The sequence below is a fragment of the Bdellovibrio sp. genome (assembly GCF_036384735.1).
Lineage (GTDB): Bacteria > Bdellovibrionota > Bdellovibrionia > Bdellovibrionales > Bdellovibrionaceae > Bdellovibrio.
Genome location: NZ_DASVLT010000045.1, coordinates 1 through 24,712, shown reverse-complemented (window position 1 = coordinate 24,712; position 24,712 = coordinate 1). Strand labels below are relative to the sequence as shown.

The 24,712-nt window shown below is 43.9% G+C and carries 23 protein-coding genes; 11 read left to right on the top strand and 12 right to left on the bottom strand.

The window, feature by feature from the left end; all coding sequences use genetic code 11:
- Positions 1-33 precede the first annotated feature (33 nt).
- Together VF412_RS12685 and VF412_RS12680 are read right to left on the bottom strand one after the other, a co-directional pair.
- Positions 34-510: a hypothetical protein gene (locus tag VF412_RS12685; protein ID WP_331339622.1), complete on the bottom strand. Its 477-nt coding sequence runs from the start codon at positions 508-510 to the stop codon at positions 34-36.
- 21 nt (positions 511-531) lie between these two features.
- The gene (locus VF412_RS12680; RefSeq protein WP_331339621.1) at positions 532-1,413 is read right to left on the bottom strand and encodes a CBS domain-containing protein; all 882 of its coding nucleotides are present in this window, start codon (positions 1,411-1,413) and stop codon (positions 532-534) included.
- Positions 1,414-1,564: 151 nt separating this feature from the next.
- On the opposite strand from VF412_RS12680, the gene VF412_RS12675 reads away from it, so the two are divergent.
- The 7 genes from VF412_RS12675 (at position 1,565) to VF412_RS12645 (ending at position 10,452) form a co-directional block, all read left to right on the top strand.
- The gene (locus tag VF412_RS12675) at positions 1,565-2,080 is read left to right on the top strand and encodes a hypothetical protein (RefSeq protein ID WP_331339620.1); all 516 of its coding nucleotides are present in this window, start codon (positions 1,565-1,567) and stop codon (positions 2,078-2,080) included.
- 203 nt (positions 2,081-2,283) lie between these two features.
- Positions 2,284-2,991: an ABC transporter ATP-binding protein gene (locus VF412_RS12670; protein WP_331339619.1), complete on the top strand. Its 708-nt coding sequence runs from the start codon at positions 2,284-2,286 to the stop codon at positions 2,989-2,991.
- Positions 2,988-5,360 (top strand): ABC transporter permease, encoded by a 2,373-nt coding sequence (locus VF412_RS12665; protein WP_331339618.1) that lies wholly within the window; start codon positions 2,988-2,990, stop codon positions 5,358-5,360. Before VF412_RS12670 ends, VF412_RS12665 begins: the two co-directional genes overlap by 4 nt.
- 2 nt (positions 5,361-5,362) lie before the next feature.
- Positions 5,363-6,220: an HlyD family efflux transporter periplasmic adaptor subunit gene (locus VF412_RS12660; protein WP_331339617.1), complete on the top strand. Its 858-nt coding sequence runs from the start codon at positions 5,363-5,365 to the stop codon at positions 6,218-6,220.
- 2 nt (positions 6,221-6,222) lie between these two features.
- The gene (locus VF412_RS12655; protein WP_331339616.1) at positions 6,223-8,625 is read left to right on the top strand and encodes a cation-translocating P-type ATPase; all 2,403 of its coding nucleotides are present in this window, start codon (positions 6,223-6,225) and stop codon (positions 8,623-8,625) included.
- Positions 8,626-8,713: 88 nt separating this feature from the next.
- A complete protein-coding gene (gene rsmG / locus VF412_RS12650; RefSeq protein WP_331339615.1) occupies positions 8,714-9,328 on the top strand; it encodes a 16S rRNA (guanine(527)-N(7))-methyltransferase RsmG in 615 nt (204 codons plus the stop codon).
- A 185-nt stretch (positions 9,329-9,513) separates the two neighbouring features.
- Positions 9,514-10,452: a phosphotransferase gene (locus tag VF412_RS12645; protein ID WP_331339614.1), complete on the top strand. Its 939-nt coding sequence runs from the start codon at positions 9,514-9,516 to the stop codon at positions 10,450-10,452.
- Positions 10,453-10,470: 18 nt separating this feature from the next.
- Here the strand turns inward: VF412_RS12645 and VF412_RS12640 are convergent, their stop codons facing one another.
- Positions 10,471-11,064, bottom strand: a complete 594-nt coding sequence (locus tag VF412_RS12640) for a TetR/AcrR family transcriptional regulator (RefSeq protein ID WP_331339613.1) — start codon at positions 11,062-11,064, stop codon at positions 10,471-10,473.
- Positions 11,065-11,135: 71 nt separating this feature from the next.
- On the opposite strand from VF412_RS12640, the gene VF412_RS12635 reads away from it, so the two are divergent.
- The gene (locus VF412_RS12635; protein WP_331339612.1) at positions 11,136-12,311 is read left to right on the top strand and encodes an FAD-dependent monooxygenase; all 1,176 of its coding nucleotides are present in this window, start codon (positions 11,136-11,138) and stop codon (positions 12,309-12,311) included.
- A gap of 105 nt (positions 12,312-12,416) precedes the next feature.
- Here VF412_RS12635 and VF412_RS12630 read toward each other — a convergent pair whose 3' ends face one another.
- Entirely contained in the window at positions 12,417-13,133 is a 717-nt protein-coding gene (locus tag VF412_RS12630; protein WP_331339611.1) for a class I SAM-dependent methyltransferase, read from the bottom strand.
- A 218-nt stretch (positions 13,134-13,351) separates the two neighbouring features.
- Here VF412_RS12630 and VF412_RS12625 point away from each other — a divergent pair, with 218 nt between their 5' ends.
- Positions 13,352-13,822, top strand: a complete 471-nt coding sequence (locus VF412_RS12625) for a YbhB/YbcL family Raf kinase inhibitor-like protein (protein ID WP_331339610.1) — start codon at positions 13,352-13,354, stop codon at positions 13,820-13,822.
- Between the two features lie 56 nt (positions 13,823-13,878).
- Here VF412_RS12625 and VF412_RS12620 read toward each other — a convergent pair whose 3' ends face one another.
- Positions 13,879-14,775 carry a LysR family transcriptional regulator gene (locus VF412_RS12620; protein WP_331339609.1) on the bottom strand — a complete coding sequence of 299 codons (897 nt, stop codon included), beginning with the start codon at positions 14,773-14,775 and terminating at the stop codon, positions 13,879-13,881.
- A gap of 90 nt (positions 14,776-14,865) precedes the next feature.
- Between VF412_RS12620 and VF412_RS12615 the strand changes: the two genes are divergently transcribed.
- Entirely contained in the window at positions 14,866-15,816 is a 951-nt protein-coding gene (locus VF412_RS12615; RefSeq protein WP_331339608.1) for an NAD-dependent epimerase/dehydratase family protein, read from the top strand.
- Positions 15,817-15,819: 3 nt separating this feature from the next.
- Here VF412_RS12615 and VF412_RS12610 read toward each other — a convergent pair whose 3' ends face one another.
- The 7 genes from VF412_RS12610 to VF412_RS12580 form a co-directional block, all read right to left on the bottom strand.
- Positions 15,820-16,887, bottom strand: coding sequence for a hypothetical protein (locus tag VF412_RS12610; protein ID WP_331339607.1), 1,068 nt, complete (start codon positions 16,885-16,887; stop codon positions 15,820-15,822).
- A 211-nt stretch (positions 16,888-17,098) separates the two neighbouring features.
- On the bottom strand, positions 17,099-18,298 hold the full coding sequence (locus tag VF412_RS12605) for a S41 family peptidase (protein ID WP_331339606.1): 1,200 nt from the start codon (positions 18,296-18,298) through the stop codon (positions 17,099-17,101).
- A gap of 13 nt (positions 18,299-18,311) precedes the next feature.
- The gene (locus VF412_RS12600) at positions 18,312-18,683 is read right to left on the bottom strand and encodes a hypothetical protein (protein WP_331339605.1); all 372 of its coding nucleotides are present in this window, start codon (positions 18,681-18,683) and stop codon (positions 18,312-18,314) included.
- Positions 18,667-19,203, bottom strand: coding sequence for an RNA polymerase sigma factor (locus tag VF412_RS12595; protein WP_331339604.1), 537 nt, complete (start codon positions 19,201-19,203; stop codon positions 18,667-18,669). The genes VF412_RS12600 and VF412_RS12595 overlap by 17 nt, the downstream gene beginning before the upstream one ends.
- Before the next feature lie 650 nt (positions 19,204-19,853).
- On the bottom strand, positions 19,854-20,681 hold the full coding sequence (locus VF412_RS12590; protein ID WP_331339603.1) for a hypothetical protein: 828 nt from the start codon (positions 20,679-20,681) through the stop codon (positions 19,854-19,856).
- Between the two features lie 256 nt (positions 20,682-20,937).
- Positions 20,938-22,728: an AAA family ATPase gene (locus tag VF412_RS12585; RefSeq protein ID WP_331339602.1), complete on the bottom strand. Its 1,791-nt coding sequence runs from the start codon at positions 22,726-22,728 to the stop codon at positions 20,938-20,940.
- Between the two features lie 72 nt (positions 22,729-22,800).
- Complete coding sequence (locus tag VF412_RS12580) at positions 22,801-23,088, bottom strand: tyrosine-type recombinase/integrase (protein ID WP_331339601.1); 288 nt, start codon at positions 23,086-23,088, stop codon at positions 22,801-22,803.
- On the opposite strand from VF412_RS12580, the gene VF412_RS12575 reads away from it, so the two are divergent.
- A complete protein-coding gene (locus VF412_RS12575; RefSeq protein WP_331339600.1) occupies positions 23,087-24,130 on the top strand; it encodes a DUF4236 domain-containing protein in 1,044 nt (347 codons plus the stop codon). The two genes, VF412_RS12580 and VF412_RS12575, sit on opposite strands and share 2 nt — an antisense overlap.
- Positions 24,131-24,712: the final 582 nt, after the last annotated feature.

Below are 24,712 nucleotides of genomic sequence, written 5' to 3'. Positions count from 1 at the left end.
TAAAAACCTTGATCCTTCCTAAACAAATTTCACTTAGCGAAGTGCCCGTCCTGGGTAATCGTAGTTGCGCAAGCGTTCATAAAGTTCTTTTTTATCTTCACCATATCCAATTATATTTTGCATTTCTGCGAATGCAGAGAACATCAAGTTAAGTCGACGTTGATCGGCCTCAACGATTCTGTGGGTGAGCTCCATCATATCCTTCGAATCAAACTTTTTTGTAGCCGCTTCCTTAAACATCAAAGATTTCATTTGACCAATTTCCTTCATAATCTGGCGCGAATCTGCGTATGTTTTCAAATAAAGAGCATGAAGCTTGGTCCTTTGTTCATCGCTGAGACCAGGAGTAGACGAGAAAACATCGGCGGCTCTTTGTGCAATTTCCTCGGGTGTATTCGCCTGTTGCTCAGATTGTATGCGTTGCTCCAGGCTCGGTTGATCTTTTGTCGGTGTTGTCACACAGCCCGTGATAATAAGAAGGAATGCCGAAAATAAGATGGATCTAGACATTGTCAACTCCTCGCAGTGAGATCAGTGATTTGGTGAAAGCAATTCCGTAATTTCTCGAGGCAAGTCACGCTCGATTTTTCTAATTTCTCCCGCTGAAACTGTTTGAGCTAACGCTCGCCAAAAGCTTTGCAGCAATGCACGCGCCTGGGATGGAGTCACCTTCAATCTTTTTTGGGTTTGTTCGAGAATGGATTTTGCGGTGACCGATCTGTCGGCAGGCGAGATCTCATTTAACAATAGCATCTGCAACTCATAAGGCAGTTGAGATAGCAAGTTAGAGCCTGATTTTTGTGGAACTCGTCGTAATATCAAAGTTAGTGTTTCACGCATGAGCTTTTGAGATTTTTCTCGGCTAAGATTTGTGCTGTCTGAGATGATTTTCAAAAAAGAAAACATTGAATGTTCTCTTTGGCCTTGAGTGTGGAAAATGCTTTTTATCTTGCTGCCAGTGTATTTTTCTTTAGAAGAACGCAGCTGCGATCGCAGTATCTGGATTTCATCCTTTTTATCTATAAGGCCCTCTTTGATGAGATCATCCAGAGTGATGATTCCAAGACATGTTTGTCTTCCATTGTGTCGAAGATGAACTACAGGAATTCTGCGAATTGAATGCTTCTTCATGAGGGCGACAACAGTTTCAAGGCTGGCGGTTTCATTCACATATATGAGTGGATGCTCGGTGATGTCACTTAGTGGCACTGAAGCACGCATGTTCTTAAGAGCCAATGCCAAGGCCAGGTCACGATCTGTAAAAAGACCGCGTAAAGACCCATGTCCGTCAGAGACAATCACACTTCCCACGTTATTGCGATTCATGGCCAGAGCTGCTTGTCGAAGAGATTTGTCTTTTTTTAAAATGATAGGCTTATGCAGAGGAAGAGATTGCACGTTAAGGGTTTTCATAACCGATCCTTTTTTTCTAATCATCGCGCTAGATAAAGACATTGGCGAGTTACGTGAGATTCATTAACGGGACTAATGGATATCGCCCCTTGTGCATCAATTCGTGGCGGGACAGCTTGAAGGTCCCTTGGTCTGGGGTTAAAATAGGTTTATGGAAGAAATTTTAAACAACCTTCTTTGGATCGAAGACCTTCTGCCTCATGACATTCAATCTCTGCCAAAACATGGCGGAGTAGCTTATTATCTTGATATGAATCTTGTGCTAATCTTGGTAGAACAGTCAGATAGTACTTATGAATATAAAGGTGTTACATATCCCTTCCAGCTTTGGAACGGTGCTATCATTCCGATTAAATATGCAAGACAGAGCGCTTTCTTTTTAAAATATCTGTTTCTTGAAAATCACCCCGCAAACAAAGACTGGCTGTATATCCCGGCCGAGTCAGAAAATTTTGAGGAAGAGATCAGACAACTTCTTCGCGAGATCAACAAAAGAAATCCACTATTGGGAGTTCCGATGAAAGTTCCCACTGCGCTCCCCAGAGAAAAGGCCCCATCAAAAGAGGGGCCTCGAAAGAAGGTTGCCAAAGCCGCAAAGAAAGTGAAAGGCGATAAAAAGCGCGAGAATAATTTTCTTCTGGGTATCGCTAACAGACAAAGAAAATAGTTATTTTCTGTCACGTTTGCAGTTTCGCAGCTTCTTAATACCAGATGCTTCACCTTTAAATTTCTTGGAATTTGTCAGAAGGTAACCTTGCTGAAATATCACTACCGAATTAGCCATTGGCAGTGGCACTGTTAATATCGAGCACATGTTTTAAATACTGATTCTTATTTCGGATATGCCATCATGAAAGCGAGTGGCAGATTATGACCGAGCCGGTTTTCTTCGCCAAGGATCTGAAAAAATCTTATCGCATGGGTGAAGTTGAGGTCGCGGCTCTCAAGGGTCTAGATCTAGAATTGTTCGAGAAGGAATTCATTGTTCTGTTAGGGCCATCAGGAAGTGGAAAATCCACGTTACTCAATATATTGGGAGGCTTGGATAACCCCACATCTGGCAAGGTAAGATATCAAGATCACGATTTAGTTTCGGCAACTCAAGAACAATTAACAACCTATCGAAAAGAGCATGTTGGATTTGTATTCCAATTTTTTAATTTAATTCCCAATCTAACAGCAGTCGAGAATGTACAGCTTGCGACAGATTTGGTGCAAAATCCTATTCCTCCTTTAGAGGCGCTAGCCTTGGTCGGTTTGAGCGAGCGAAAAGATCATTTCCCCTCACAAATGTCTGGTGGTGAACAACAGCGTGTCGCTATTGCCAGAGCCATCGCTAAAAGACCCAATGTTTTATTGTGTGATGAACCGACGGGCGCCTTGGATATCAAAACCGGAAAATTAGTTCTCGAGGCCATAAAGCGTGTCAATCAGGATCTGGGGACCTTGGTTGTTGTGATCACTCACAACTCTGCAATTGCAGGCCTCGCGGATCGGGTGATTTATCTTTCTGACGGCCTCATCAGTGAGGTCCGAAGTAATAAGCAGAAAATTTCGATCAACGAGGTTCACTGGTGACAGGATTACATCGAAAGCTTTTGCGAGATTTTAAAACTTTGCGCAGTCAGATACTCATGCTGGCAATACTGATTATTTGCGGAGTATCTGTTTTGGTATCATCATGGAGTTCATACCAGTCTTTGCAGAGATCGAAAGAAGCCTATTACCGACAATTTCATTTCGCAGATATCTTTGCAGAGCTGGTTCGAGCACCACAGTCAGTTGCGACCAATCTTCGACAACTGGATGGTGTCGAGCAGGTCGAGTCACGTATTATTAAAGATGGTCTTGTCGATGTCCCAGGACAGACTGAGCCGGCTTTAGGTCGTTTCATCTCTTGGCGAGGCCCACATCAGACATTGAATAATATTTATCTTCGGCAGGGCCGAATGCCTGAAGCCAGTTCCTTGATGGAAGTTCTGGTTCATGAGTCATTTGCAGTTGCTCACCATTTGAAAACAGGTGATCGACTTCGAGTTTTATTGGCGGGTCAGCAACGCACTGTAGTTATTTCGGGTATTGGTCTTTCTCCTGAATATGTTTATGCATTAAGCCCTGTGGCCTCTCTACCGGATGACAAACACTTTGGTGTCTTTTGGCTTCGTCATGAAGATCTGGAATATCTCACGGGATTAAGTGGGGCATTTAATAGTGTTCAGATAAAAGTGAGTGAGGCCGCTAAGTCAAGAGTCGCCTTAGAAGAGCTCAAACGGCAAATCGATAGGATTCTTGAGCCCTATGGAAATATTCAGTCTTATGATCGCTCTCGCCAGTTAAGTAATATGTTTGTTGAAGATGAGATTCGACAGCAGAGGGTTATGGCGATATTAATGCCGTCGATTTTTATGTCTGTTGCTATGTTCATTTTGAACGTCGTTTTCTCGAGGCTTATTTCCTTGCATCGAGGGCAGATAGCGACACTTAAATCGTTGGGCTACAGTCGCTGGGCTTTAACTTTTCATTATTTTCAACTTGTGACATTGATTTTGTTCACGGGCATTTTGCCTTCGTTTGCTGTCGGAGCAGGAATCGGACATTGGTATGCAGGACTGTATAAAGATTTTTTCCGGTTTCCAACAATTGATTTCACGCTTTCTCTGGACTCCCTTGGTCTGGGTCTTTTCGCGGGACTGATTCCTGGATGGCTCGGAGCTGCCGGAGCACTCACACGTGTATTTTATCTTTTGCCAGCTGAATCTTTAAGGCCACCAAGTCCGCCACCATTTCAGAAGGGATTTTTTGAGAAGTTAAGGGGAGGGCGTTCTTGGGATGTATTTTCAAAAATGATTTTGCGATCGCTCTTATTTCGTCCCCTCCGATTGGTATTAAACATACTTGGCATTGCTGCGGCTTTATCAATTTTAATCAATGGCTCTTTTTGGACGGATGTCATTGATTTCATGATTCAGCGCCAATTCCATGAAATGCGCAGAGAGGATTTGTCGGTGCGATTGCTTCATCCCAAAAAAATGGGAACCGTATCCGATATTAGAAATATTCGCGGAGTTCTTATGGTCGAAGGTGAAAGAAGCGTCCCTGTTTTGTTACGATACAAGAATTTCAAAAAAGATATTTCCATTCTTGGTCTGGATAAGTCCCTACAGCTCAATCGTGTTATGGATCAATCGGGAAACGTCATTCAGCCTAAGGAAGGAGGAATCTTGCTGAGTCGATACTTTGAAACGCAGTTTCATCTTCAGGTCGGAGATCTCGTAAGTATGAAGGCCCAAGAAGGAGAGCAGAGAGAATTTCAAGTTCCCGTGATGGGATTTGTCGACGATCTGATAGGGCAACAGGCGTATGCCCTGAAAGGGGATCTTCATCGTTGGCTCAGAGAAGAATCAGTCGTCGATACATTGCTTCTTAAAATAGATCCCGAGTTTATCGATCGTATCTATGTCTCTTTAAAGGAAATGCCAGAAGTCGCAGCAATTAGCGTGCGGAAATTGCTGTTAGAGAGTTTTACCAAAACCATCGCTGACATGATCGTAACCTTCACAATTATATTGTATTTGTTCGCAGCCGCTATTGCGGGTGCTGTTATCTACAATTCTGCACGCATTAGCTTTTCCGAACGGGCCTGGGAAATGGCAAGCTTAAGAATTTTGGGTTATGGCATAAGAACAGCATTTGAATTGTTATTTTTGGATATTGGATTGCAGCTGATCTTGGCTTTGGTGCCGGGACTGATATTTGGATATTATTTATCGTACTTGAGCACCCATTTTATTCATAACGACACCTTCAAATTTCCATTGGTGGTGAATCCGGTTACCTATGGGCTTGGAGTTTTGGTTTTGCTACTGATTTATTTTAGCAGCGGAATTTTCTTATTTCAGAAAATAAAGAAATTGGATTTCTCGGAGGCGCTTAAAGCGAGGGATTGAAGATGAAAAAAATTTTTTATGCTCTTCTGGCTTTGGTGCTTCTTGTTGTTGCATATATCTTGATTCGGCCCAAGGAGATTCCTGTTGAAGTCTATGTCGTAAAACGGGGACCGTTCGAAGAGAACTTTGCTTCGGATGGGAAGGTAAGAACCCGCGACAAACAAACGGTGTATGCCTTTGCAAACGGGACCATCGGTAATCTTGATATCAAGCTCGGTGATCTAGTGAAAAAGGGAAAAATAGTCGGAGCATTAGATTGGGACATAAATCGTCCTATCAAAGTTCCCATGGATGGTGTGATCTCTAAAATTTTTCGTGATTCAGCCGGACCGGTGGCTCGAGGTGAGCCGTTATTTGAGATCTCGAATCTTTCAGAGCTTGAAGTGGTTTCAGATGTTCTGACTCCTGATGTGGTTCGGTTAAATGTCGACGGAGACGCTTGGATACAGAACTGGGGTGGCGCGGAAGATCTGCAAGCAAAAATAACCCAGATAAGCAGAGCCGGAGCTGTCAAGACATCGGCCCTTGGCGTGGAAGAAGAAAGAACAGAGGTCAAACTTGCGTTCATAAAAGTTCCTCAGGAACTTAAAAATAAATTTGGGGATAATTATCACGTGGATGTGCTTTTTGTGGTCTCTCACGAGTCCAATGCTTTAAGTGTTCCTTTGGGGGCTTTGTTTAAAGACCGCGATCAATGGGCTGTCTACGTTTTGGATAATGGAAGAGCAAAATTGAAAGACGTTCATTTTACAAAGCGAAATGATCGTTTTGCGATGATCACTGAGGGACTTAACGAAGGGGACCAAGTGATTCTTTTTCCGGGAGACAAAATTCATGAAGGAACACGAGTAAGGAGATAATCTTGCCTTTCAAAGGGATCACCTCGCAAGAAGCTGCCAAACGTCTTGATCAGTATGGTCCGAATCTTATTCGAACAAAAAGCGATCATTCCGCCTGGCGCCTTATTGGAAGACAGTTTGAAAGTCCCTTAGTTTTACTTCTGTTCTGTGCTTGCATTTTGTCTGTTGTTCTCGGTGAGATCATTGAGGCGACAGCAATAGGGGCAATACTGATTTTGAATGCCTTAGTTGGATTCTATCAAGAGTATAAAGCGGAATCAGCTCTAGCGGCCCTTATCAAATTGACAGCGCCTCGAGCAAAAGTTTTTCGTGACGGTGAGTACTCAGAGATTCTTGCGTCAGAAGTGGTTCCAGGGGATTTACTTGCCTTAGAGGCTGGTGACGTGGTTGCGGCTGACGGCATTGTCTTAGAGGCCGCTAAATGTCTGTTGAATGAAGCGATTCTGACTGGAGAAAGTTCACCGATCATTAAGAAACCCGCCGGAACCACCGGTACGTTAAGTGAATCTGAACGAGAAAATCTTGTTTTCATGAGCACGATCGTTGTTAGCGGAACCGCTCGAGTCGAGGTGACGGCGACAGGCATGAATACTGAGTTTGGAAAAATTGCGAATTTATTAGCCACAGTTCCAGAAGCGCCGACACCCTTGCAGGTTCAACTGAGTCAACTGGGAAGAACACTTCTGTTTGTCAGTCTTGGAATCATGAGTGTGGTTTTCGCTGTTGGTCTTTGGAAAAATAAGCCGATGATTGATTTGATCATCTTTGCACTCTCTTTAGCCGTGGCTGCGGTTCCTGAAGGTATGCCCGCCATCGTAACAATAGCTTTAGCGGTGGGCGTACGAAGAATGGCCGGGAAGAATGCTTTAATCAGGCGGCTTTCAAGTGTAGAAACTCTTGGAAGTGTCTCGGTGATATGTGCTGATAAGACAGGAACGCTGACTACGGGACAAATGAGGGTCCGGGAGCTTTGGGGGCCCGATCACAAAGCTCTCTTATATGCGGCGACATCGTGTTGCGATAGCGAACTGCCACTCCAAGGACTTTCTGAGATAGGAGATGCTACGGAGATCGCTATTCTAATTGAAGCCCGTGAACGAGGAATCGAGAAGTCACAGATTGAACTCGTAAATCCACGATTGAGAACAGAGCCCTTTGATTCTGACACTCGAAAGATGACGGTGCTAAGGTCTGACGGGAACTTCTATGTAAAGGGAGCCATTGAAAGTGTACTTCCTCTTTGTGTATCAGGTACAGCTCATCGTGAGATTGAAAATGCAGTTTCGGATATGAGTGCCCGAGGGTTGCGTGTGCTGGCCGTCGCCTCGGGACCTCAAGAGACAAGTGGCTTAACTTTAATGGGAGTTATTGGTTTAGCTGATCCTCCTCGAGCGGAAGCGGCCCTTGCAATTCAAGAAGCAAGAGCTGCTGGCATTGTCTCTGTCATGATTACGGGAGATCATCCCAATACCGCTATCGCGGTGGCCCGAGAGTTGGGACTTTTATTAGAGCAAGAATCCCCTGTTGGTAAAGTTCATGCCCGTGCAAAGCCAGAAGATAAGTTACGTCTGGTGCGAGAATGGAAAAAAAGGGGGGCGATAGTTGCGATGACAGGCGATGGTATCAACGATGCACCAGCACTCCGTGAGGCCCATGTCGGAATAGCGATGGGGTTGAGTGGAACTCAGGTGACTCGACAATCTGCGGACTTAGTTTTGGCTGACGATAATTTTGCAACTATTATCGCGGCGATTAAAGAGGGACGGGGAATCTATCGAAATATCAGAAAAGCCATTGTCTATCTTCTTGCTGGAAATTTTGCTGAGATTGTCTTGGTGGTCGCTGCGGCGATTCTGGGTTTACCGGTTCCGTTTCTTGCAATTCATCTTCTTTGGATCAATCTTGTGACAGATTCTTTGCCAGCTCTGGCATTGATCGCTGATCCGGTACCTAATGACGTTATGACAAAGGCTCCAAGACCATCGAACGAACGAATTCTCGGCTTCATCGAGTGGCGTCGAATTTTAGTTGTGGGTTTGCTTGAGGCACTCTCGATAGCATCCCTCTATTGGATTCAACTTCAAAGAACAGATTTAGATCATGCTCGGGATCTGGTCTTTACTGCACTCGTTGCCAGCGAGCTCTTTCGATCATTTAGCGCCAGATCACGAACGAAAATATATTGGCAGGTTGGTATTCTAAGCAATATTTGGCTATTCGGCATCATGATTGCGAGTCTGAGCCTTCAGATTGGAATCCATTACATTCCTCTTTTTCAGTTTATATTTAAGATGACACCGCTTCAACTAAGCGACGTGCTTTGGCTTCTGCCTTTTGCGTTGGCAACGGTCACCTTGGAAGAAATTGCGAAACTGCTTTCAGGTTTTCTGCGACAACCATCCTGATAGGACCAAAGGATGTGGATTATTTGACGGTGAAATATGTGAAGAATATCTAGAAAGTTGTAAGGAAATGAGTTAACTAAATAGACCTATGACATACTTCGAACAAAGAATCCCAGTTATGACCGATCTTGGTTTTCGTCCCGAGGCTATTGCCAAGCTCAAAGACTATGTCGATCTTTTGCGATCTTCCAACGAAGATCTAAATCTGATCAGTCGTAAAATGACGTTCGAAGAATTGATCGATAACCATGTCATCGATTGTATGCTGCCACTTAAAAAATTCCCCGCAGGAAAAAAACAAGTCGCTGATTTTGGTTCCGGTGGGGGATTGCCGGCTGTGATCTATGCGATTCAATTTCCAGACATTCAGTTTCACCTGTACGAAAAAAGCCCTAAGAAGCAGGAATTTTTAAATCACTGCAAGGCGATTGCGCCTAATATCATTGTTCATGGCGATATTCCTCCGAAATTGGAAAAGATTGATTTAGTGACAGCTCGCGGATTTAAACCCGTGGATGTGATATTGGAAGTCAGTCGTCATTACTATTTGAACGGCGGGAAGTATTTTCTGCTAAAGGCTCGCAAAGAAAAAATCGAGGAAGAGCTGACCGACGCACGTAAGAAGTTTAAAGACCTTAAAGTTGAGGTGTTGCCATTGACGTCACCTATTTTGGAAGTCGAGCGCCATTTGGTTTTGATTTAAGGAAGGTGGCAGATCCCGCCGAAACGATCTTATTTCTTGCGAGATTCAGATATTTTATTTATTATCCTATATAAGGTTCCTCGGAGGCGCCTTTCTCGCCAAAGATCATTCACTCCGCTGATAAAATATAAAGCTCTTTTGGTTGCCACCTGCGAGACATGGCAACAAGACCGAAGGAGATCCCTATGAATTCATCATTGAATCCGTTAATAATTTGTCCCATTGAAATTTGTGGTGCTGTTAAAAATGTTCAGCCACTGACATTAGGAATGTCAGGAGCCGCCGTATTTTCTGTAGAAGCAGAGAAGGGAAATTTCGTTGTGCGCTTTCACGCCAACGCTCAAAGCAGTTGGGAATCATCGCGTGACGGCTATCGACTAGCTTCAGACTGCGGAGTGGCCCCAAAACTTTTGCATGTCGACGAGAGCGAAAAAGCTTTATTGACCACAAAGATCGAAGGATCGTCATTTGGAGCAGCCCTTATGAATCCTTCTACCAGATCGCAGGCATTTTCAAGTTTTGTTCAACGATTGAAGCTTATGCAGCGACAGTCTTTGTCGGAAGTGTCTAGCGTAGATCCAGTAGAGGCTGGTCGTAATATTTGGTCCTTACAAAAATCGCGACCAGGGTTTCCTTCGTGGGCTTCCGATTTTTCGAAGCATATCGAAAACGCAGCTCAGACTTTGGCGACTGATAAACGACGAGTTTTCAGTCACGGTGATCTGAATCCGGGAAATATCCTGTGGGATGGGTCGCAAGTATGGTTTGTAGATTGGGAACAAGCAACAATGAATCATCCCTATATGGATCTTGCGACATTCAGCAACTTTCTAAGCCTTCCTGAAGAGGCGACGTTGGCTATCACGGGCGCTATTGAGAATGTCTCTGCGGATGGTTTAACCGCGCATCATCTCAAAACGCTGAAGATAATGAAGAATTATTCCCGTCTTGCGTACGGATGTGTTTTTCTCAGCATGGTCGATGATTTGCGGAATGTAGATACAAATTCGCAGGTATCCCTGTCTGAATGTTTCGCGCAATTTGCGGCTGGCAAACTGTCGTTAACATCAGACAGTGGCAGAGCAGCTATAGGCATTGCTTTCTTAAGGCAGATCAGTGAATGAAATATTGCTGACGGCGTCTTAGATTGTCGTCAGCATCTGCAGGCTGGTCGATCTTAATGTTTGCCAGTCTTCTTCGTTTGTCGGGAGCTGGCTTAAAACATGTATCATGGCATTTATGGCAGCGACCACCATCAACATTCGTTTGGGATCGGTCAATACTTTTCCTAACGCCGATCTGGTCAACCTCTTGCCAATTTCATTTCTCGCTTCAAATGCTTTTTGATTTTTAAGGAGCCTTCCCAGATTTGAATAAAGGGTTGCCCTCAGTCGATGCTGTTCTTTATGTGTCTGGAGGATCCATTCTAGCACTTGCTCTGCAATTTCCTTTGAGTTGAGATTCTCGGACTTTTCGACCAGCGCCTTCTGTATACTCTGGATATCTTCTGCGATATAGAGATCAATAAGGTCGCTAAGAATAGCATCCTTATTTGGATAATGTTTGTAGAGTGTTCCAATGCTGATGCCAGTTGTTTTCGCAATTAGATTTGTTGAGACAGAACCCTCGTCATATTTATTCAAAAGGCGAGCAGTGGCCTCTAGAATATCGCCTCGAGTACGTTGGGATCTTGCTTGTTGCGGCTGATTTCGTGGCTTTAGAGATCTTTTTACCATGGGATTTCCTGCTAATGAAAGCGAGCAATTAAAAGCGAGCTTATGCTCGCTAATTATGATAAATTATGACCATGAGTGAAGACCAGCAAGAAATAAAAAAGGTTGATGTGCTTATTCAAGGCGGAGGTATCGGGGGACTAAGTCTCGCTGCCTTTTTACAAAGAAAAGGTTACGTCGTTGAAGTCGTCGAGCGTTCTTTGAAACTTTCAGAAATCGGTGCTGGAATTTGGATGGCACCGAACCCCTTGCAGGCATTTAAAAAAATCGGACTTGATGAGGTCATTGTGAAAAACAGTTGGCCTGTCAATGCTATTGAAGTGTCAGATCATAAGGGAAGAGTTATTTCCCACATGAACTTGGAGATCTTTAAAAAGGAATTCGGATATTATACGATGGCCATTTATAGGGGAAGGCTGCAACAAATTCTTTTCGATTTTCTTGCGCCGGGAACTGTGATCTTCGGTGTGAAAGTTCATTCCTGGAAGCAAATTTCCGAAGGTTTAGAAGTTCAATTGTCCAACGGACAAAAAATTCAGACTAAGCTTTTAATTGGAGCAGATGGTCTTCATTCAGAGATTCGCGAAAAATTGTTTCCTGAATCTGAAAAGCGCTACTCAGGATCGAGCTCTTATCGTGCCATTGTGGATCTTCAGGAAGATATTCACCCACATGGGCATTTGAGTCGGGAAATTTGGGCTCCGGGTTGTCGCTTGGGTTTTTCCCGTATCTCTGCAACGTCTTATTACTGGTATTTAACTTTTGATTCCGTGGCGTCTGAGAAGACCAGCGCGGTTGAGAATTTTAAGCATGCACAGTCTTTAGCAGAGAAATATTTTTCGAAATATAAGATGCTGATTGAGCGAGCTGATCCTCAATCCATCATTCGAACTGATATTAGCGATTTGAAACCGCTCAAAGATTGGCGCAAGGGACGTGTTGGACTCATAGGTGATGCTGCTCACGCGACAACCCCGAATTTAGGCCAAGGAGGAGCTCAGGCAGTAGAAGATGCCGGGGCGCTAGCTGAAGAGATTTGCTCCTATGGTTTGACAGAACAGGCATTGCGCTCTTTTATTGAGCGTCGTCAGGAAAAGGCAAGATGGATTGTGAATACGTCGTGGTCTTATAGAGTGTTCTGTCATCTGCGCAGCCCTGTCTCTCGAAGTCTTCGCAATATTCTATTTTGGGTCTTGCCGAAAGCTGTGACTCGACAGCAATTACGTAAGATATATCGCCTTTGGAATTAGAAGTGTGAAGAGGCTTGTTTAAAGCGAATTTAGCTTCTGCCGAGTTTGCTTTTTGCTAATGGCATAACCGTGAAATGAATTGTTATCGACATCTGTCACTAGATGTTATTTTTGACCGATTAAAAGCTGCAATCCGCTTGGAAGAGAGCTTCGACTGACTTCATAACCTTGTTGAGTCATCGCTGAATGAAGCCACGTTGTCGATATTTTGAGTTTTAGATAGGCACTTTTTTTGAGATTCCATATTCCGTTGTGTTTCTCATGGAGGAGATCTGAAACTTTGACTTGGTTGCCTAAATCCTCAAGAAAGCATGTTAGAATTCGACTCTCGTCACTCTTAACTTGAATGAATCGATCTAATTCCTTCGGACAATTCGACAAATCTCGATAGGTGATGACGCATCTACCTCCTGGAGTCAGTACCCGATATGATTTTTGAAGAAGATCGAAGACATCGTTAAGAGACTCCAAGTGGCTGAGTGTATCACCCATGCAAACAATGAGCTCAGGTCTCAGGTGTTCGGCGAAAGCGAAATCACGTATATCTCCTAATCGAGTTTCAACGGTGGAGCTTCGGCTTTTTAATTCATCAAGAAGCTCCTGTGAAAAATCCACCGCATGAACTTTAAAGCCGAGCTGCTCAAGAGCAATCGATTGAAACCCTGAACCAGCACCGAGGTCGATCGCAAGTTTCGTGGTTATGGGCTTTATGTCGTGCTCGATAAAAAGCCGCTTCTGTCGTTCAACTGCTTCATCATAGTTACCGAACATCCAGGAATAAAAATATGACAGGTGATTTTTATAATGAGACTGCGCGTCCATGAGCGAGAAACTACTTCCGATCTCAGATCCCGTCAAGAAGGAGTGGTTTTAGAACGGCGAAAAATTTCGAACCGAACGCAGTTTCAAAACTGATTATTTGCCATGTTCTGATGTCAATCCACCGTTCTATCTGTGTAAGTTGGAAGAATTCCGATCATTGATCTTGTTGACTGAGGAAATTCTGCCTAGGCTGGTTCAGAACAGAATGGGAGGTCCTTATGGTTTCATTTGCACTTGAGTCACCGGCATTTAAACCAAATGCGCAAATTCCTTCGGAATATACTTGCGAAGGCAGTAATATCTCTCCGCCGCTTCAATGGAGGAATGCTCCTCAGGGGACCAAAAGTTTTGCCATTATTGTGGATGATCCCGATGCTCCAGATCCACAGGCGCCGAAGACGACATGGGTGCATTGGGTTCTTTACAATATTCCATCCTCTTTGACAGATCTTCCTGAGGGAGCGGGTCATGTGGAGAAATCACACGAAGCCATGAATGATTGGAAAGCAGAAGGTTATCGAGGACCTTGTCCTCCGATCGGTAAGCATCACTATCATTATAAGATTTATGCTTTGGACACGACCTTGCCGAGCAGTGGAATTCGCAATAAAGCTGAATTAGAGAAAGCCATGAAGGGACATATATTGGCACAGGCTGAGCTGGTTGCGACTTACGAAAAGAAACATTAAACAAAAAAGACCTGCGACTTCCAATCGCAGGCCTTCATCAAAGTGGCTGATGGAAATTAGACAGTCGCGCCGAGATACTCCGAAAGACTAGCTGTAAGGGCAGAGAAAACAGTCTTAAAGCGAAGATTTGATTTCAAATCTTCATGCATCGTCACCCAGACTCCAAGCTTAGGTTGAACTATTTTGCCAAGGACTCGCACCAGGTTGGGATCTCGCTGGGCTAATTTTGCCTGACAAATTCCAATGCCAAATCCATTTCGGATGGCGGCAAGTTGCGCGAGATCACTATCTGATCTGAACGAAAAGTTCTTGCGCTCGATGTTGGCAAACTTTGATTTGAAACTGCGGATGAACGGCGTTTCTTCGTCGAAACCTATGAGGCTGTGCTTGAGAAGGTCACTTTCATTTTTTGGAGTGCCCATTCTTTTTAGGTAGTCTTTATGGGCATGCCAGCCCAACTCTGTTTCTCCGACTTTGCGTATGATAAGCGCTTGCTGTGTCGGCTTAAACATGCGAATTGCAATATCGGCTTCTCGGGCTAAAAGATTTTTTGCCTGGTTTGTGGCAACCAATTCTATTTTTAAATCGGGATGATTGGCATGTAGCCGACTTAATATCTCCGGCAAAACTTCAATGCCAATCACCTCACTTGCCGTTATTCTGACTACGCCTTTAATGGCTCCGCTAGTGTCAGATACTTCTCTTATTAGAGCTGTCGCTGAAGTCGCTATGGATTCGGCATAGGGGAGAAGCCGAAGGGCGGCATCGGTGGGCATGAAGCCAAGACGTGATCGTGTGAATAAGGAAACCTTTAAAGCTTCCTCTAAGGTATCAATATGTCGTCCTACAGTGGGTTGAGCAATATTTAAAACTTTTGCGGCCCCTGAGAGCGACTTTTCTTTAACAACGGCCAAGAATGATTTGTAAAGGTCCCAGCTAAGGTTTGTTTCCATTATGCATTAATGAATATCACATATTCAAAGTTATGCAATTTCATATATGAGGAGAATGGACGATAATAGCCTCATAAAAGTGGAGGCTTTATGAAAAACAAGGTGGCATTGGTTCTTGGGGCTACAGGCGGAGTTGGTGGAGAAATGGCACATCGCCTTCTCGCGAGCGGTTGGACTGTCAAAGCCTTGACTCGCAGAAACGATGAGTTTCAAGGTAAAGATGGCATTATTTGGATTCATGGCGATGCAGTGAATTCTGAAGATGTAAAGAAGGCTGCGGTCGGCGCAAACTTGATTGTTCACGCCGTTAATCCTCCCGGATATAAAAATTGGGCGCAGTTGGTAATACCCATGATCGAAAATACCATTCAAGCGGCGAAGGCAACTGGGGCACGAATTCTTCTTCCAGGCACAATCTATAACTATGGAGATCATTCCCCGGCTCTTTTATCTGAAAGTACTGCCCAAGAGCCGACAACTCGGAAAGGACAAATCCGCAAGGATCTGGAGCAAAAACTTTTTGAAGCTTCTAAAGAGGGTGTGAAAGTTCTCGTAGTTCGCTGTGGGGATTTCTATGGGCCTCGTCCCGGCAACAACTGGTTTTCTCAAGGGCTTGTGAAGCCGGGCCAGTTAGTGAAATCGATTTCATATCCTGGGAAAAAAGGTGTCGGGCATGCATGGGCTTATTTGCCTGATGTGGCAGAGACGATGGTTCTTCTGGCAGAGCAGGAAGAACGTCTTAGCGATTTCGAGACTTTCCACTTCGCCGGCAACTGGGATTATGACGGTAAGCAAATGATTCAGGCGATCGAGCAGGTTTCTCGAAATTCTTCTGTGAAAGTAAAAGCTATTCCTTGGATATTGTTTTTATTGTTGTCGCCGTTCGTGACGGTGTTTCGAGAGCTGCTGGAAATGCGCTATTTATGGCAGAAACCCTATCAGTTAGATAATCGCCGTTTAGTTCAGTTTCTAGGCTTTGAACCCGCAACGCCATTAAACCAGGCCGTCGAAAAAACCCTGAGGGGACTCGGTTGTCTTTAAATTTTAAGGAATGACGACATCGGAGCCGCGAAGATCGATATCTCTAAGCATAAGAGCTCGTCGGAACATAATACCGCGGATTTCGATTTCGGTGGCATCGGAACCGAGTTGCAATTTCAGTTCAGCTTCAGTCAAAGTTTTTAATTTTTCCACAAACGTTTTGCTATAAAGAGCCGGCAAATTTGTTCCCGTATCAGCGCGATAACTGAGGCTGCTTTCATGAATACCGGGAATAAATGCAGGATCGTGATCGATGACAACGATATCAAGGTCTTGCAGAGCCGGCTCCATGGAGCCTGAATTCGAAAGAACATTCTTTGTACGAGAGAGGGTATTCAATGCCCACCCAGCCTCGTAGTTACCAATTAGAAATTCAAAGGCTTCAAGATCATAAAGGCGACGATAGCGGGCGTCTGGACGACGATGAAAATCAAATTTCCAAGCATTCTCACTGATCTCATAAGGAATGAACTCAGAGAAGAGACCCGCTTGGCCATTCAGCGTTCCCAACCAACAGTCGGCGGTCGAGCGAAGAGAGAACCAACGATTGAGTTTATTTGCCATCATGGTTTTTCTGATGACCGTAATATTGCCGCCGTAGTTGCGACCATCGTGACGACCAGGTATTGATTCATCTAAAACTTCCACGCCAGGACGGAATACCACTTTGCTGCCATTATCTAGCGTCACAATATAAACCTCGCTAGCAGCTCTTCCCGCGGCTTGGATTTTTTCCGTGGAAATTTTTAAATCGTCTTTCTGATGTACTAAACGTACAGCTTTGCTCATCCATTTTTTTGCAAGTTGAGCTTCTGCTTGAGCCTGCTCTTCAGAATCCCCCACCAAATTTTTGGGAAGTCGAAGTTTGAACTCCACGGCATCGTCAAGGAATGAATTTAGAACGGTGTGCATGCGAGGATTTTGGGCTTGAGCTTTTTCGAAGAGATGGCGGTAATATTGAACTTGTTTTGATTCTTCCGAAGTGAATACGCGAGAGCACACCGGTGCTCCGAAGGTCATCTCACCAAAGACCAATAGCAGAAGTGTTAGCAAAATGTTAAAAAAAGTCATCGGCTTCGCGTGCATTAAATTCTCTCTAATCCTTAGAAGCTCTAGCAATTCCAACGCCTTCTGACTAAGTCTTTATTTGGACTGGGGTCTGCTGAACTGTATAAGTTTTGGACAGAACCTATTATTGGCACATAAGCAGTACACTTCGCCGTCACAAATTGAAGAGAGACGAGAATTTGTGACGGCTTTTTTCGTTTAACCTACGGCGCGCTCAGCGCGCTGGCAACTCTACTGCCGCTTTAAGTGTCGGATCTTTTTCCATTCTCGTCTTAATGTCTTTAATAAAGTCATATCCAATGAAATCTGTCTCGGTCGGCTTCCCAATCTCGAAGTCAGGTTTGAGACCTACTCCCTCGTAAGATTTATCTGAAGGAGATAATAGGGACATCACAGAGTATTTGATGTAGTAGTCATTCGGTAATCGCTCTAAAGATTCGACCGTCCATTTACCCGCTGTTTTATCGCCCATCAGAATTGCGTGTCTGTTTTCCTTTAAGGTTGCCGCGAGAACTTCTGCGCTCGATGAAGTTTCAGAGTCCGTTAAGACTATGAGTTTTGTTTCAGGACTCCAGGCGCTTCCTTTTGATTTAAATTCTTTGATGCTGCCCTCTCGAGACTTCGCTTTGACAATGACGTCATTTTTCTTAAGAAAGATGTCTGCGGCTTCGATGGCTTTTTCGAAAACACCTCCATGATTTGATCGTAAGTCGATAATGAGCTTTGTAAGTGTCTTATTTTTGAAAGTATTGAGCTGCGTCTTTAAATCAATAGGGGTCTCATTCGTGAAACCGGAAATTTGCAAGTAACCAGTTTGGGAATCAATATTCGCGGTGACAACAAGAGGAATTTTAATCTCGGATCGAGTGACTTTTAAATCTATAATATGATCTTCGCGCAAAATTTTTAATTTGACTGATTCGCCGGCTTTGCCTCGAATATCCAGGACCATGCTTTGCAAATCTTTATAGCGTTTTCCATTCACGCTTAGAATTTGGTCGTACCTACGAAGCCCGGCCTTTTCAGCAGCCGATCCTTGAATAACGCCTCGAATGCGTGCGTTTTTTGTATTAGTATCGAAGTCCATGGTGGCACCAATTCCGACAAGTTGTCCTGAGATTTCAATATTGGTGTCTTGAATATTTCTTGGTGTTAAAAGCGTGTTCCAATTTTCTTTGCCAGAATTTAGAGCTGCCAGCATTCCTTCAGTGGCGGCTCGATAGAGATCTTCTTCCGTGACATTTTTATCGGCATATTTATCCTTCAAAATTTGCAGAGCTTTTTTAAAACTCTCTTCTGACTTTTTAAAAGATTCTTTTTCGCTCTTCCATTCTGGAATGTTACCTTCGAATTGAGCAGCAAAGCTTGAATTCGCCTGTGTAAGTAAAGATAAAACTAATATTGTCTTTTTCATGATGCCTCCGTTTTTATAGAACATCTGAAGTGACAGAATGTTCAGCGCCGGAATCAAATAAAATTCCATCGTCGTTAACGAATGAGTTATTTTTGACACTCGCGGTGTGAATAAAATAAAAACAAGCCAACGTTGCGGCGACAAGGCCAGCAGCTATTGTTAGATAAAATGATTTCTTTTTTGCAAGAGGCTGCATGCGCCTCCATAAAAATGCCGATGGTTGTTGGGGAATCAGTTCGGCATCTTCAATTTCACGCTTGATGTCTAGATAGTCTAGGAGCATCTCAGGGTCTAGCAGGAGGTTTTTTTCTATTTGAAGACGTTGTGATTCCTCCAGTGTGCCAAAATAAAATTCCACTAAAGAGTTTTTAGTCTTGTCTTTCAATTTTTAACTCCTTTTTAAAGAAATCGGCAATTCGGCTGAAGCGAGATTTTACGGTTCCAATTGGAATGCTGAGTTCGGACGCAATCTCTTTGTAGTCGAGTCCTTGCTTCCTCAAATGCCAAGTTTGAGCGAGGTCTTTGGGAAGTTGGGATTGGATGCTGTGAATGCGTTCATAAATTTGATGAGTCGCAATTGTTTCTTCCGTGGATTGTAGATCCACGGCATCTTGGATCAGCTGATCTGATGGAATTTCGCGCTTTTTCTTGCGCTCGAAATTAAGACTTTTGTTTTTTGCGATGGTAAAAAGCCATGCTTTAATGTTGAAATTGGCAGTCTCAAAGTTTGATTTTAGGACTTCGGTAAAGACATCTTGCAAGATTTCCTCTGCCTGTTCTTGGTTGCCCGTGAATCGATAGACGAAGCGAAGTAATGATCCTGCATAGCGATCATAGATCAGACGAAAGCCCTCATGTGGGTCTTTTTTCCAAATTTTTATAATCTCTTCGTCTGATTTGAACATCGTGAAAAGATAAACACAGACCGCAGGAAAAGGTTCAAATAATTTTTTATATTGTCATGTGAAAACGTCAAAGTTCGAGTCCCGATCAATGATCGATACTTTGCGATCTTCAAAGATCGAAGCCCAGAAACACAAAAACCGCCCAGAAGGCGGTTTAAATGGATGGGGGCGCAGGACTCGGTCTTCCCAGGTTGGGCTCCTGCCCAACCTTCCAGAGCCGGGGCCGTTCGTTCAGCCAGCCATCGTGGCTGGCTGCCCCGAATCGAATGCTCCTAAGGTCGCATCCGACACGGGTCGCTCTCTCTATTCTCGTCCTGCTACCTTGGCAGACGCACGAGTGCCTTTAGTGATTATTCTTGGCTTCGATTTTTTTGGTTTTTAAAGAAAATGGATGGGTTGGCAGGCAATCTGCCAACCCATTAAAATGACTAGATTATGCTGAGTTATTTCGACAAATTTGGCCAAGCACTCTTATTTTGACGGCTTAACAGGATGCTTGCCACCAGTCGTGGGGGTGCCAGGAGAGGACGGCCTTAGCGGAACTGGTCGATCCTCTGATTTCTTCATTGGCTGTCCCGGTGATGACGGTGGTAATGGAGCTGGGCGTTGCGATCCCTTTGAATCTCCGCCTTTAGGCGATTGGGGATCACTCACTTTTTATCTCCAGTTCCTTTTGGGACAGGCCCTTGGCTTAGCCTAGTGCTTTGCCCTTGGGAAGATGCTCGAAGAGGTGACGGTCGTTCCATGCTCTCAGTAACCTTTGTGCCTGATGATGATTGAGGCATCGGGGCTGGTCGCGTAGTGACTGTTTGTTGCTGTGGTGTTGATGTGCTTTGCTTTGGATCCGGCATGTTTTTACTCATGGGGAACATCCATATCACCGCGTAGATCTGTAATGCAACAATCATAAGCAGGGCAGTAAATAAAAAGTTTTGTCCCCACGCCAAAAGGGCTGCCTTGGATTCATTTTTCTCAAAGGCGGCCTTGTATAGTTTCCAGAAGTGTTCGATTAAAAATCGTCTATATTTGTGGCCGTCTTGTGGCTGCTCGTTTCGATTGGTGTCCGGTTCATCGTGTGCATGGACACCACCAATTAAATCAGCCTCTCCAGGAGCGATGAATGCAGCCCTTACTCTTACGGATAGGAATATAAAAATGAGAGATGTGGCCATGCAGATTAGCGATAAAATAATGAGGAGGCTACCAATAGGTGAATTCATGACGGTAAAAAAGGGCTGATCACTTTTAGTCGAAATGGCAAGAAGGGCTGCAGATCCTAAAATTCCAAGAAGGCCAAATAATGACGCAGCTTTAGAGTCTAATGCTTTTGATCTATCAGACTCCTCATTTCGCAAGTCTTTGGCCATGGAGAAAAGTTCTTGAATGACCTCCACGTTGTTGCTGCAAAGATTCTGGGCGATTTCTTCATCTTTAAATTTCCACGGTCCGGATACTTCAGGAAGATTTTTTTTAAACATTTTCTAGCGACCTCTATTTATAGGGATAGTTGCATTCGGGACTGACGTCGATATCTCCTTTTGGGGTGACAACATTCACAGATGTTATCACGAAGTCTTTGTTGGTGGATTCATAATGAAATTCTACCTCAGCTTCAACCCAAATTTCATGCGTCACTGTTGTATCAATATAGTTGTGATAGATGAGTTCTTTATCCTCCCAATCCCATGAGGCAGATTTTTCCCAATATAGCTTCTTTATAAATACTGAAATTAGTTAAGAGGGCGTCGATAAAAAAGATTGAAGTTTGGTGACAACTTCAAGATTTTCATCTAAAAATAATTTCTTCTTCCTTTCTTCAGCCAGGCAGTTATAGGCGCCGACCGTCATTTTAACTTCGTCAAAAAATCCTTTTTGATCTTTAATTGCCGCTTTGAAGTCAAAGTAGTCACTTGCACCAGGTGGCGGCTGAATGCTCGTTGTATTAACATTGACTGCAGATGTTTCCGCTAAAGCCTCCGCACCAATGTAGTTTTCAATCTCACGTTTCTTTAGAACATACTTATTCTCAATGTTCTTTTCGTCTAACCAGTTTACTAATTTACGAATGTTCGGACCTGGATTAGTTGAAGCTGTTCTGTCAGAGTCCAATAGAAAAAAGATCCTATCCTTGAAACCCAGGAATAATGGCTTTGCAAATTCGCACCCAATTTTGCCAGATCCACCAAGATCATGAATCTCGTATTCTCTGTCCGGGATTTCCGGAAGGTTTCTCTTAAGCCAGTCACTTAGAATGAGCTGATCGGATTTACCTTCGACAAAAATAATTTTCCCACCTTCCACCAGATAGAGGGCACTAATTCCCATTACTTTTGCCAGTCGTTTTCGGTGGTCGTGGCTGTTTTTGATGTCAATTTTGGAAAGAGATGTTTCGTCAATAGCTGTTTCAGCAAGATAGATCTGTGAAAGTTCTAGTCCTTTACAAAATGGTTCAGATTGGGTTGCCATTATGATTGTTACGTCTTCACGAAGAGTTTCCAATACTTTTGCAAACTCTACTTGCTTAGCCTGGTTTAGTCCCTGTTCTGGTTCATCAATAAAAAGAATAGCACCTAATGGCGCCAGAGAAATTATTGTTAATATCTGGATGATATTGCGTAGTCCATAACCCATGTCCGCTATCGGTGTACTTCTTCCATCGATAAAGTTGCAGTAGGGCGCGACATTGCCACTGATTTCCTTGATTGAGATATCTTTTATGTCTGAAAAGAGACTTGAAACCGCGGCAGACATTGCTTTGAAACTTGGGCCATCGAAACTTAGTCTCTGTAGGAGTTCCGTCAGTCTATCTTGGTTATGTAGACTTAGTTGAAGATGACTATTTTTGGGGCTGTAATCCGGATTTCTGCCAGCTTTTAAAAAGAATGTTTTGTCGACCAAAGCTCTTAGAGCTCGAGACCAAGGAGTATTGAATTGGTATATCGCTGAGATTTGATGATTAGCCTGAGTTGTATTTTGCCAGTCATTAGAAACGGGACGCCAGCCATTTTCATTCAATGCTATGGTGTGCACATCCCAGGCATTTGCGGCAGTTAAATTTGGTTCTTGGTGAATTGCACCTGTTGTTTGAAACATGTTATATGTGTACGTTCCATCGCCAAACGTGCAGCTTATCGGGATCAAAAATCCCTCATCTGTTCGATCTGGCCTCATGCGAGACGGCAAAAGCGAACCTATGAATGTTGTTTTGAATTCGATGTTTTCTCGCGCAACAGGCGTAGGATCTATCACAAGCTCATTAGCCGTAAAGGACAACTCTATCTCGGGCCGTTTTATCTCAGCTCCTTGTTGCCGATAAAAGCTACTAAGAAATTTCCGTTCCTCGGGCACGCTTCCACTGTGAAAGTTTGGATTGTACCCCGGAAGGCTAATGAGAGTTTTGAAAACTGATTCAAGGAGTGTGGATTTGCCAGAGTTGTTAGTACCAACCACCACAACTCTGGCTCCCTTTTCAACTTCGATTTCAATTTTTTCAAAACGTCTGATATTTTTTAAGGAAATTTTCATGGCTATTTTCTCCGGGAGATATTGTCCCAAAATTTGTCATGACCACAAGAACAAGATCATGTTTATAGACTTTTAGCTCTTTGCATCAAAAGGATGAGATCCTCCTTCCACATCAATCCCAGCCAGTCGGAGGTAATGCATGACGGTCTTCAGGTCCGCCCAATCGCCCATAGCCATTACCTTGGCTGGAGCGATGCCCTGCCCCAGAAGGAATGTCGCCCATGTCGCTCTTAAGTCGTGAAAACGAATAACAAGTTTATATGATCCTGGAGTCGGTCCCAAACTGAGAACTAAAGAAAAACTTGTTAAGTTTGATCTAAAGAATCCCGATTTAGGTCCTGAAGATTTTGGGAGGCTCATGGGTTTCTATTTAAGAAAGAGCGTAAGAGTTGGTTTGCTAAAGTTCAATTTCTCTAAATCCGGGGTCGGTGTATCTACTGGGATCAAGGGACTTCGAGTTGGGTTTGGTCCTCGTGGAAACTACGTGCATGCCTCTGCTGCAGGTTTTCAATATCGCACCACTCTCACCCCCAAGGCACATCGCAAACAAAACACTCCTGTCGATAGAGGCGGTCCGAATGGCATGACCTCTGGAAACATGACCGAAATAGATAGCGACATGTCTCTGCTTTTTAAGAGCTCTTCTGAGGACGAACTGGTCAGTGAGATCACACAGAAAGTTCGAAAGATTTCTTTTTGGAAATGGTTCGGCTGTGCCTGTATTGGACTTGGCTTCTATTCTCATCCTTTCTTTTTAATTGCCGCATGTTTGTTCACCCCAGTTGTTTTTCTATGGGATGAAAATCGTAAGTCTGTTGTCCTATTTTATGATTTCGATCCGTTGCCAAAGGAGAAGTTTGAGAACACCATTAGTGGTTTTACGGCACCTTTGAGCGCAAAGAAAATTTGGCATATGGAGGCGTCAGGGATCGTGAAGGATTGGAAGCGACACGCGGGAGCTGGCCGAGAGTTTAGACGTAAAACGACAAAGATTTCACTGAAGCCGCCGAGGCTTTTAAAGGTGAATATTCCCATTCCTTCAATCCAGGTCGGCAAGCAGACCTTATGCTTTCTTCCCAATAAACTTCTGATCATTTCGCCAAATCAGGCGGCAACAGTTCCCTACTCACAGTTAAACATTGAAATAGCGTTATCACGTTTCATTGAAAGTGAAGGCGTTCCCTCAGATGCTGAGGTCATCGATCATACTTGGCAGTATGTGAACAAGAAGGGTGGACCTGACAAGAGGTTTAAAAACAACCGGAAATATCCGATCTGTGCGTACGATGCGATTGGCTTCACAAGCCCGTCGGGTTTGAATGAATTGATTCAAATTTCAAAACGTGGTCAGTTTGAAAAGTTCAAAGCACAGATTGAGGAGTTGTCTCGACAGGCGGCATAATCTTTTGGAGCACCGACGATTCTCTTCGTTTTCACACTCCATCAGAGCTAATACAGGCGTCAAATTTCGCCGGCGAAATTTCGACAGCAAATATGAGACCCCATGAGAGACAATGATATATTCGATTTGGGAATTGAAAACTGCCAAGATGGTATTGTCACTGATTTGAAATTTAACTTAGAGATTACAACGATTTAGGATTACAAACCCCAGAAACTAAAAAACCCGCCAGCGGCGGGTTTTAAATGGATGGGGACGCAGGACTCGGTCTTCCCAGGTTGGGCTCCTGCCCAACCTTCCAGAGCCGGGGCCGTTCGCTCAGCCAGCCATCGTGGCTGGCTGCCCCGAATCGAATGCTCCTAAGGTCGCATCCGACACGGGTCGCTCTCTCTATTCTCGTCCTGCTACCTTGGCAGACGCACGAGTGCCTTTAGTGATTATTCTGGTTGTTCCCAGTTAATGGTGGAACGCTAGGCGTTAGGACCTAAGAAAAAAGGGATCCAGTTAATTACACAATCTTCTTAAGATTTGGTTACGAAGCAAAATCTAAGAAAGCAGGTGTCATTAGTGGATCCCCAATGG

What these genes read in the sequence shown, in the direction of transcription:
- VF412_RS12585 (WP_331339602.1), bottom strand. Translation starts at nt 22,728, where the DNA reads ATGAAAATTTCCTTAAAAAATATCAGACGTTTTGAAAAAATTGAAATC.
- VF412_RS12645 (WP_331339614.1), top strand. Translation starts at nt 9,514, where the DNA reads ATGAATTCATCATTGAATCCGTTAATAATTTGTCCCATTGAAATTTGT.
- VF412_RS12635 (WP_331339612.1), top strand. Translation starts at nt 11,136, where the DNA reads ATGAGTGAAGACCAGCAAGAAATAAAAAAGGTTGATGTGCTTATTCAA.
- VF412_RS12605 (WP_331339606.1), bottom strand. Translation starts at nt 18,298, where the DNA reads ATGAAAAAGACAATATTAGTTTTATCTTTACTTACACAGGCGAATTCA.
- VF412_RS12680 (WP_331339621.1), bottom strand. Translation starts at nt 1,413, where the DNA reads ATGAAAACCCTTAACGTGCAATCTCTTCCTCTGCATAAGCCTATCATT.
- VF412_RS12580 (WP_331339601.1), bottom strand. Translation starts at nt 23,088, where the DNA reads ATGAGCCTCCCAAAATCTTCAGGACCTAAATCGGGATTCTTTAGATCA.
- VF412_RS12675 (WP_331339620.1), top strand. Translation starts at nt 1,565, where the DNA reads ATGGAAGAAATTTTAAACAACCTTCTTTGGATCGAAGACCTTCTGCCT.
- VF412_RS12670 (WP_331339619.1), top strand. Translation starts at nt 2,284, where the DNA reads ATGACCGAGCCGGTTTTCTTCGCCAAGGATCTGAAAAAATCTTATCGC.
- VF412_RS12625 (WP_331339610.1), top strand. Translation starts at nt 13,352, where the DNA reads ATGGTTTCATTTGCACTTGAGTCACCGGCATTTAAACCAAATGCGCAA.
- rsmG (WP_331339615.1), top strand. Translation starts at nt 8,714, where the DNA reads ATGACATACTTCGAACAAAGAATCCCAGTTATGACCGATCTTGGTTTT.
- VF412_RS12685 (WP_331339622.1), bottom strand. Translation starts at nt 510, where the DNA reads ATGTCTAGATCCATCTTATTTTCGGCATTCCTTCTTATTATCACGGGC.
- VF412_RS12575 (WP_331339600.1), top strand. Translation starts at nt 23,087, where the DNA reads ATGGGTTTCTATTTAAGAAAGAGCGTAAGAGTTGGTTTGCTAAAGTTC.
- VF412_RS12640 (WP_331339613.1), bottom strand. Translation starts at nt 11,064, where the DNA reads ATGGTAAAAAGATCTCTAAAGCCACGAAATCAGCCGCAACAAGCAAGA.
- VF412_RS12595 (WP_331339604.1), bottom strand. Translation starts at nt 19,203, where the DNA reads ATGTTCAAATCAGACGAAGAGATTATAAAAATTTGGAAAAAAGACCCA.
- VF412_RS12620 (WP_331339609.1), bottom strand. Translation starts at nt 14,775, where the DNA reads ATGGAAACAAACCTTAGCTGGGACCTTTACAAATCATTCTTGGCCGTT.
- VF412_RS12610 (WP_331339607.1), bottom strand. Translation starts at nt 16,887, where the DNA reads ATGACTTTTTTTAACATTTTGCTAACACTTCTGCTATTGGTCTTTGGT.
- VF412_RS12630 (WP_331339611.1), bottom strand. Translation starts at nt 13,133, where the DNA reads ATGGACGCGCAGTCTCATTATAAAAATCACCTGTCATATTTTTATTCC.
- VF412_RS12590 (WP_331339603.1), bottom strand. Translation starts at nt 20,681, where the DNA reads ATGTTTAAAAAAAATCTTCCTGAAGTATCCGGACCGTGGAAATTTAAA.
- VF412_RS12615 (WP_331339608.1), top strand. Translation starts at nt 14,866, where the DNA reads ATGAAAAACAAGGTGGCATTGGTTCTTGGGGCTACAGGCGGAGTTGGT.
- VF412_RS12660 (WP_331339617.1), top strand. Translation starts at nt 5,363, where the DNA reads ATGAAAAAAATTTTTTATGCTCTTCTGGCTTTGGTGCTTCTTGTTGTT.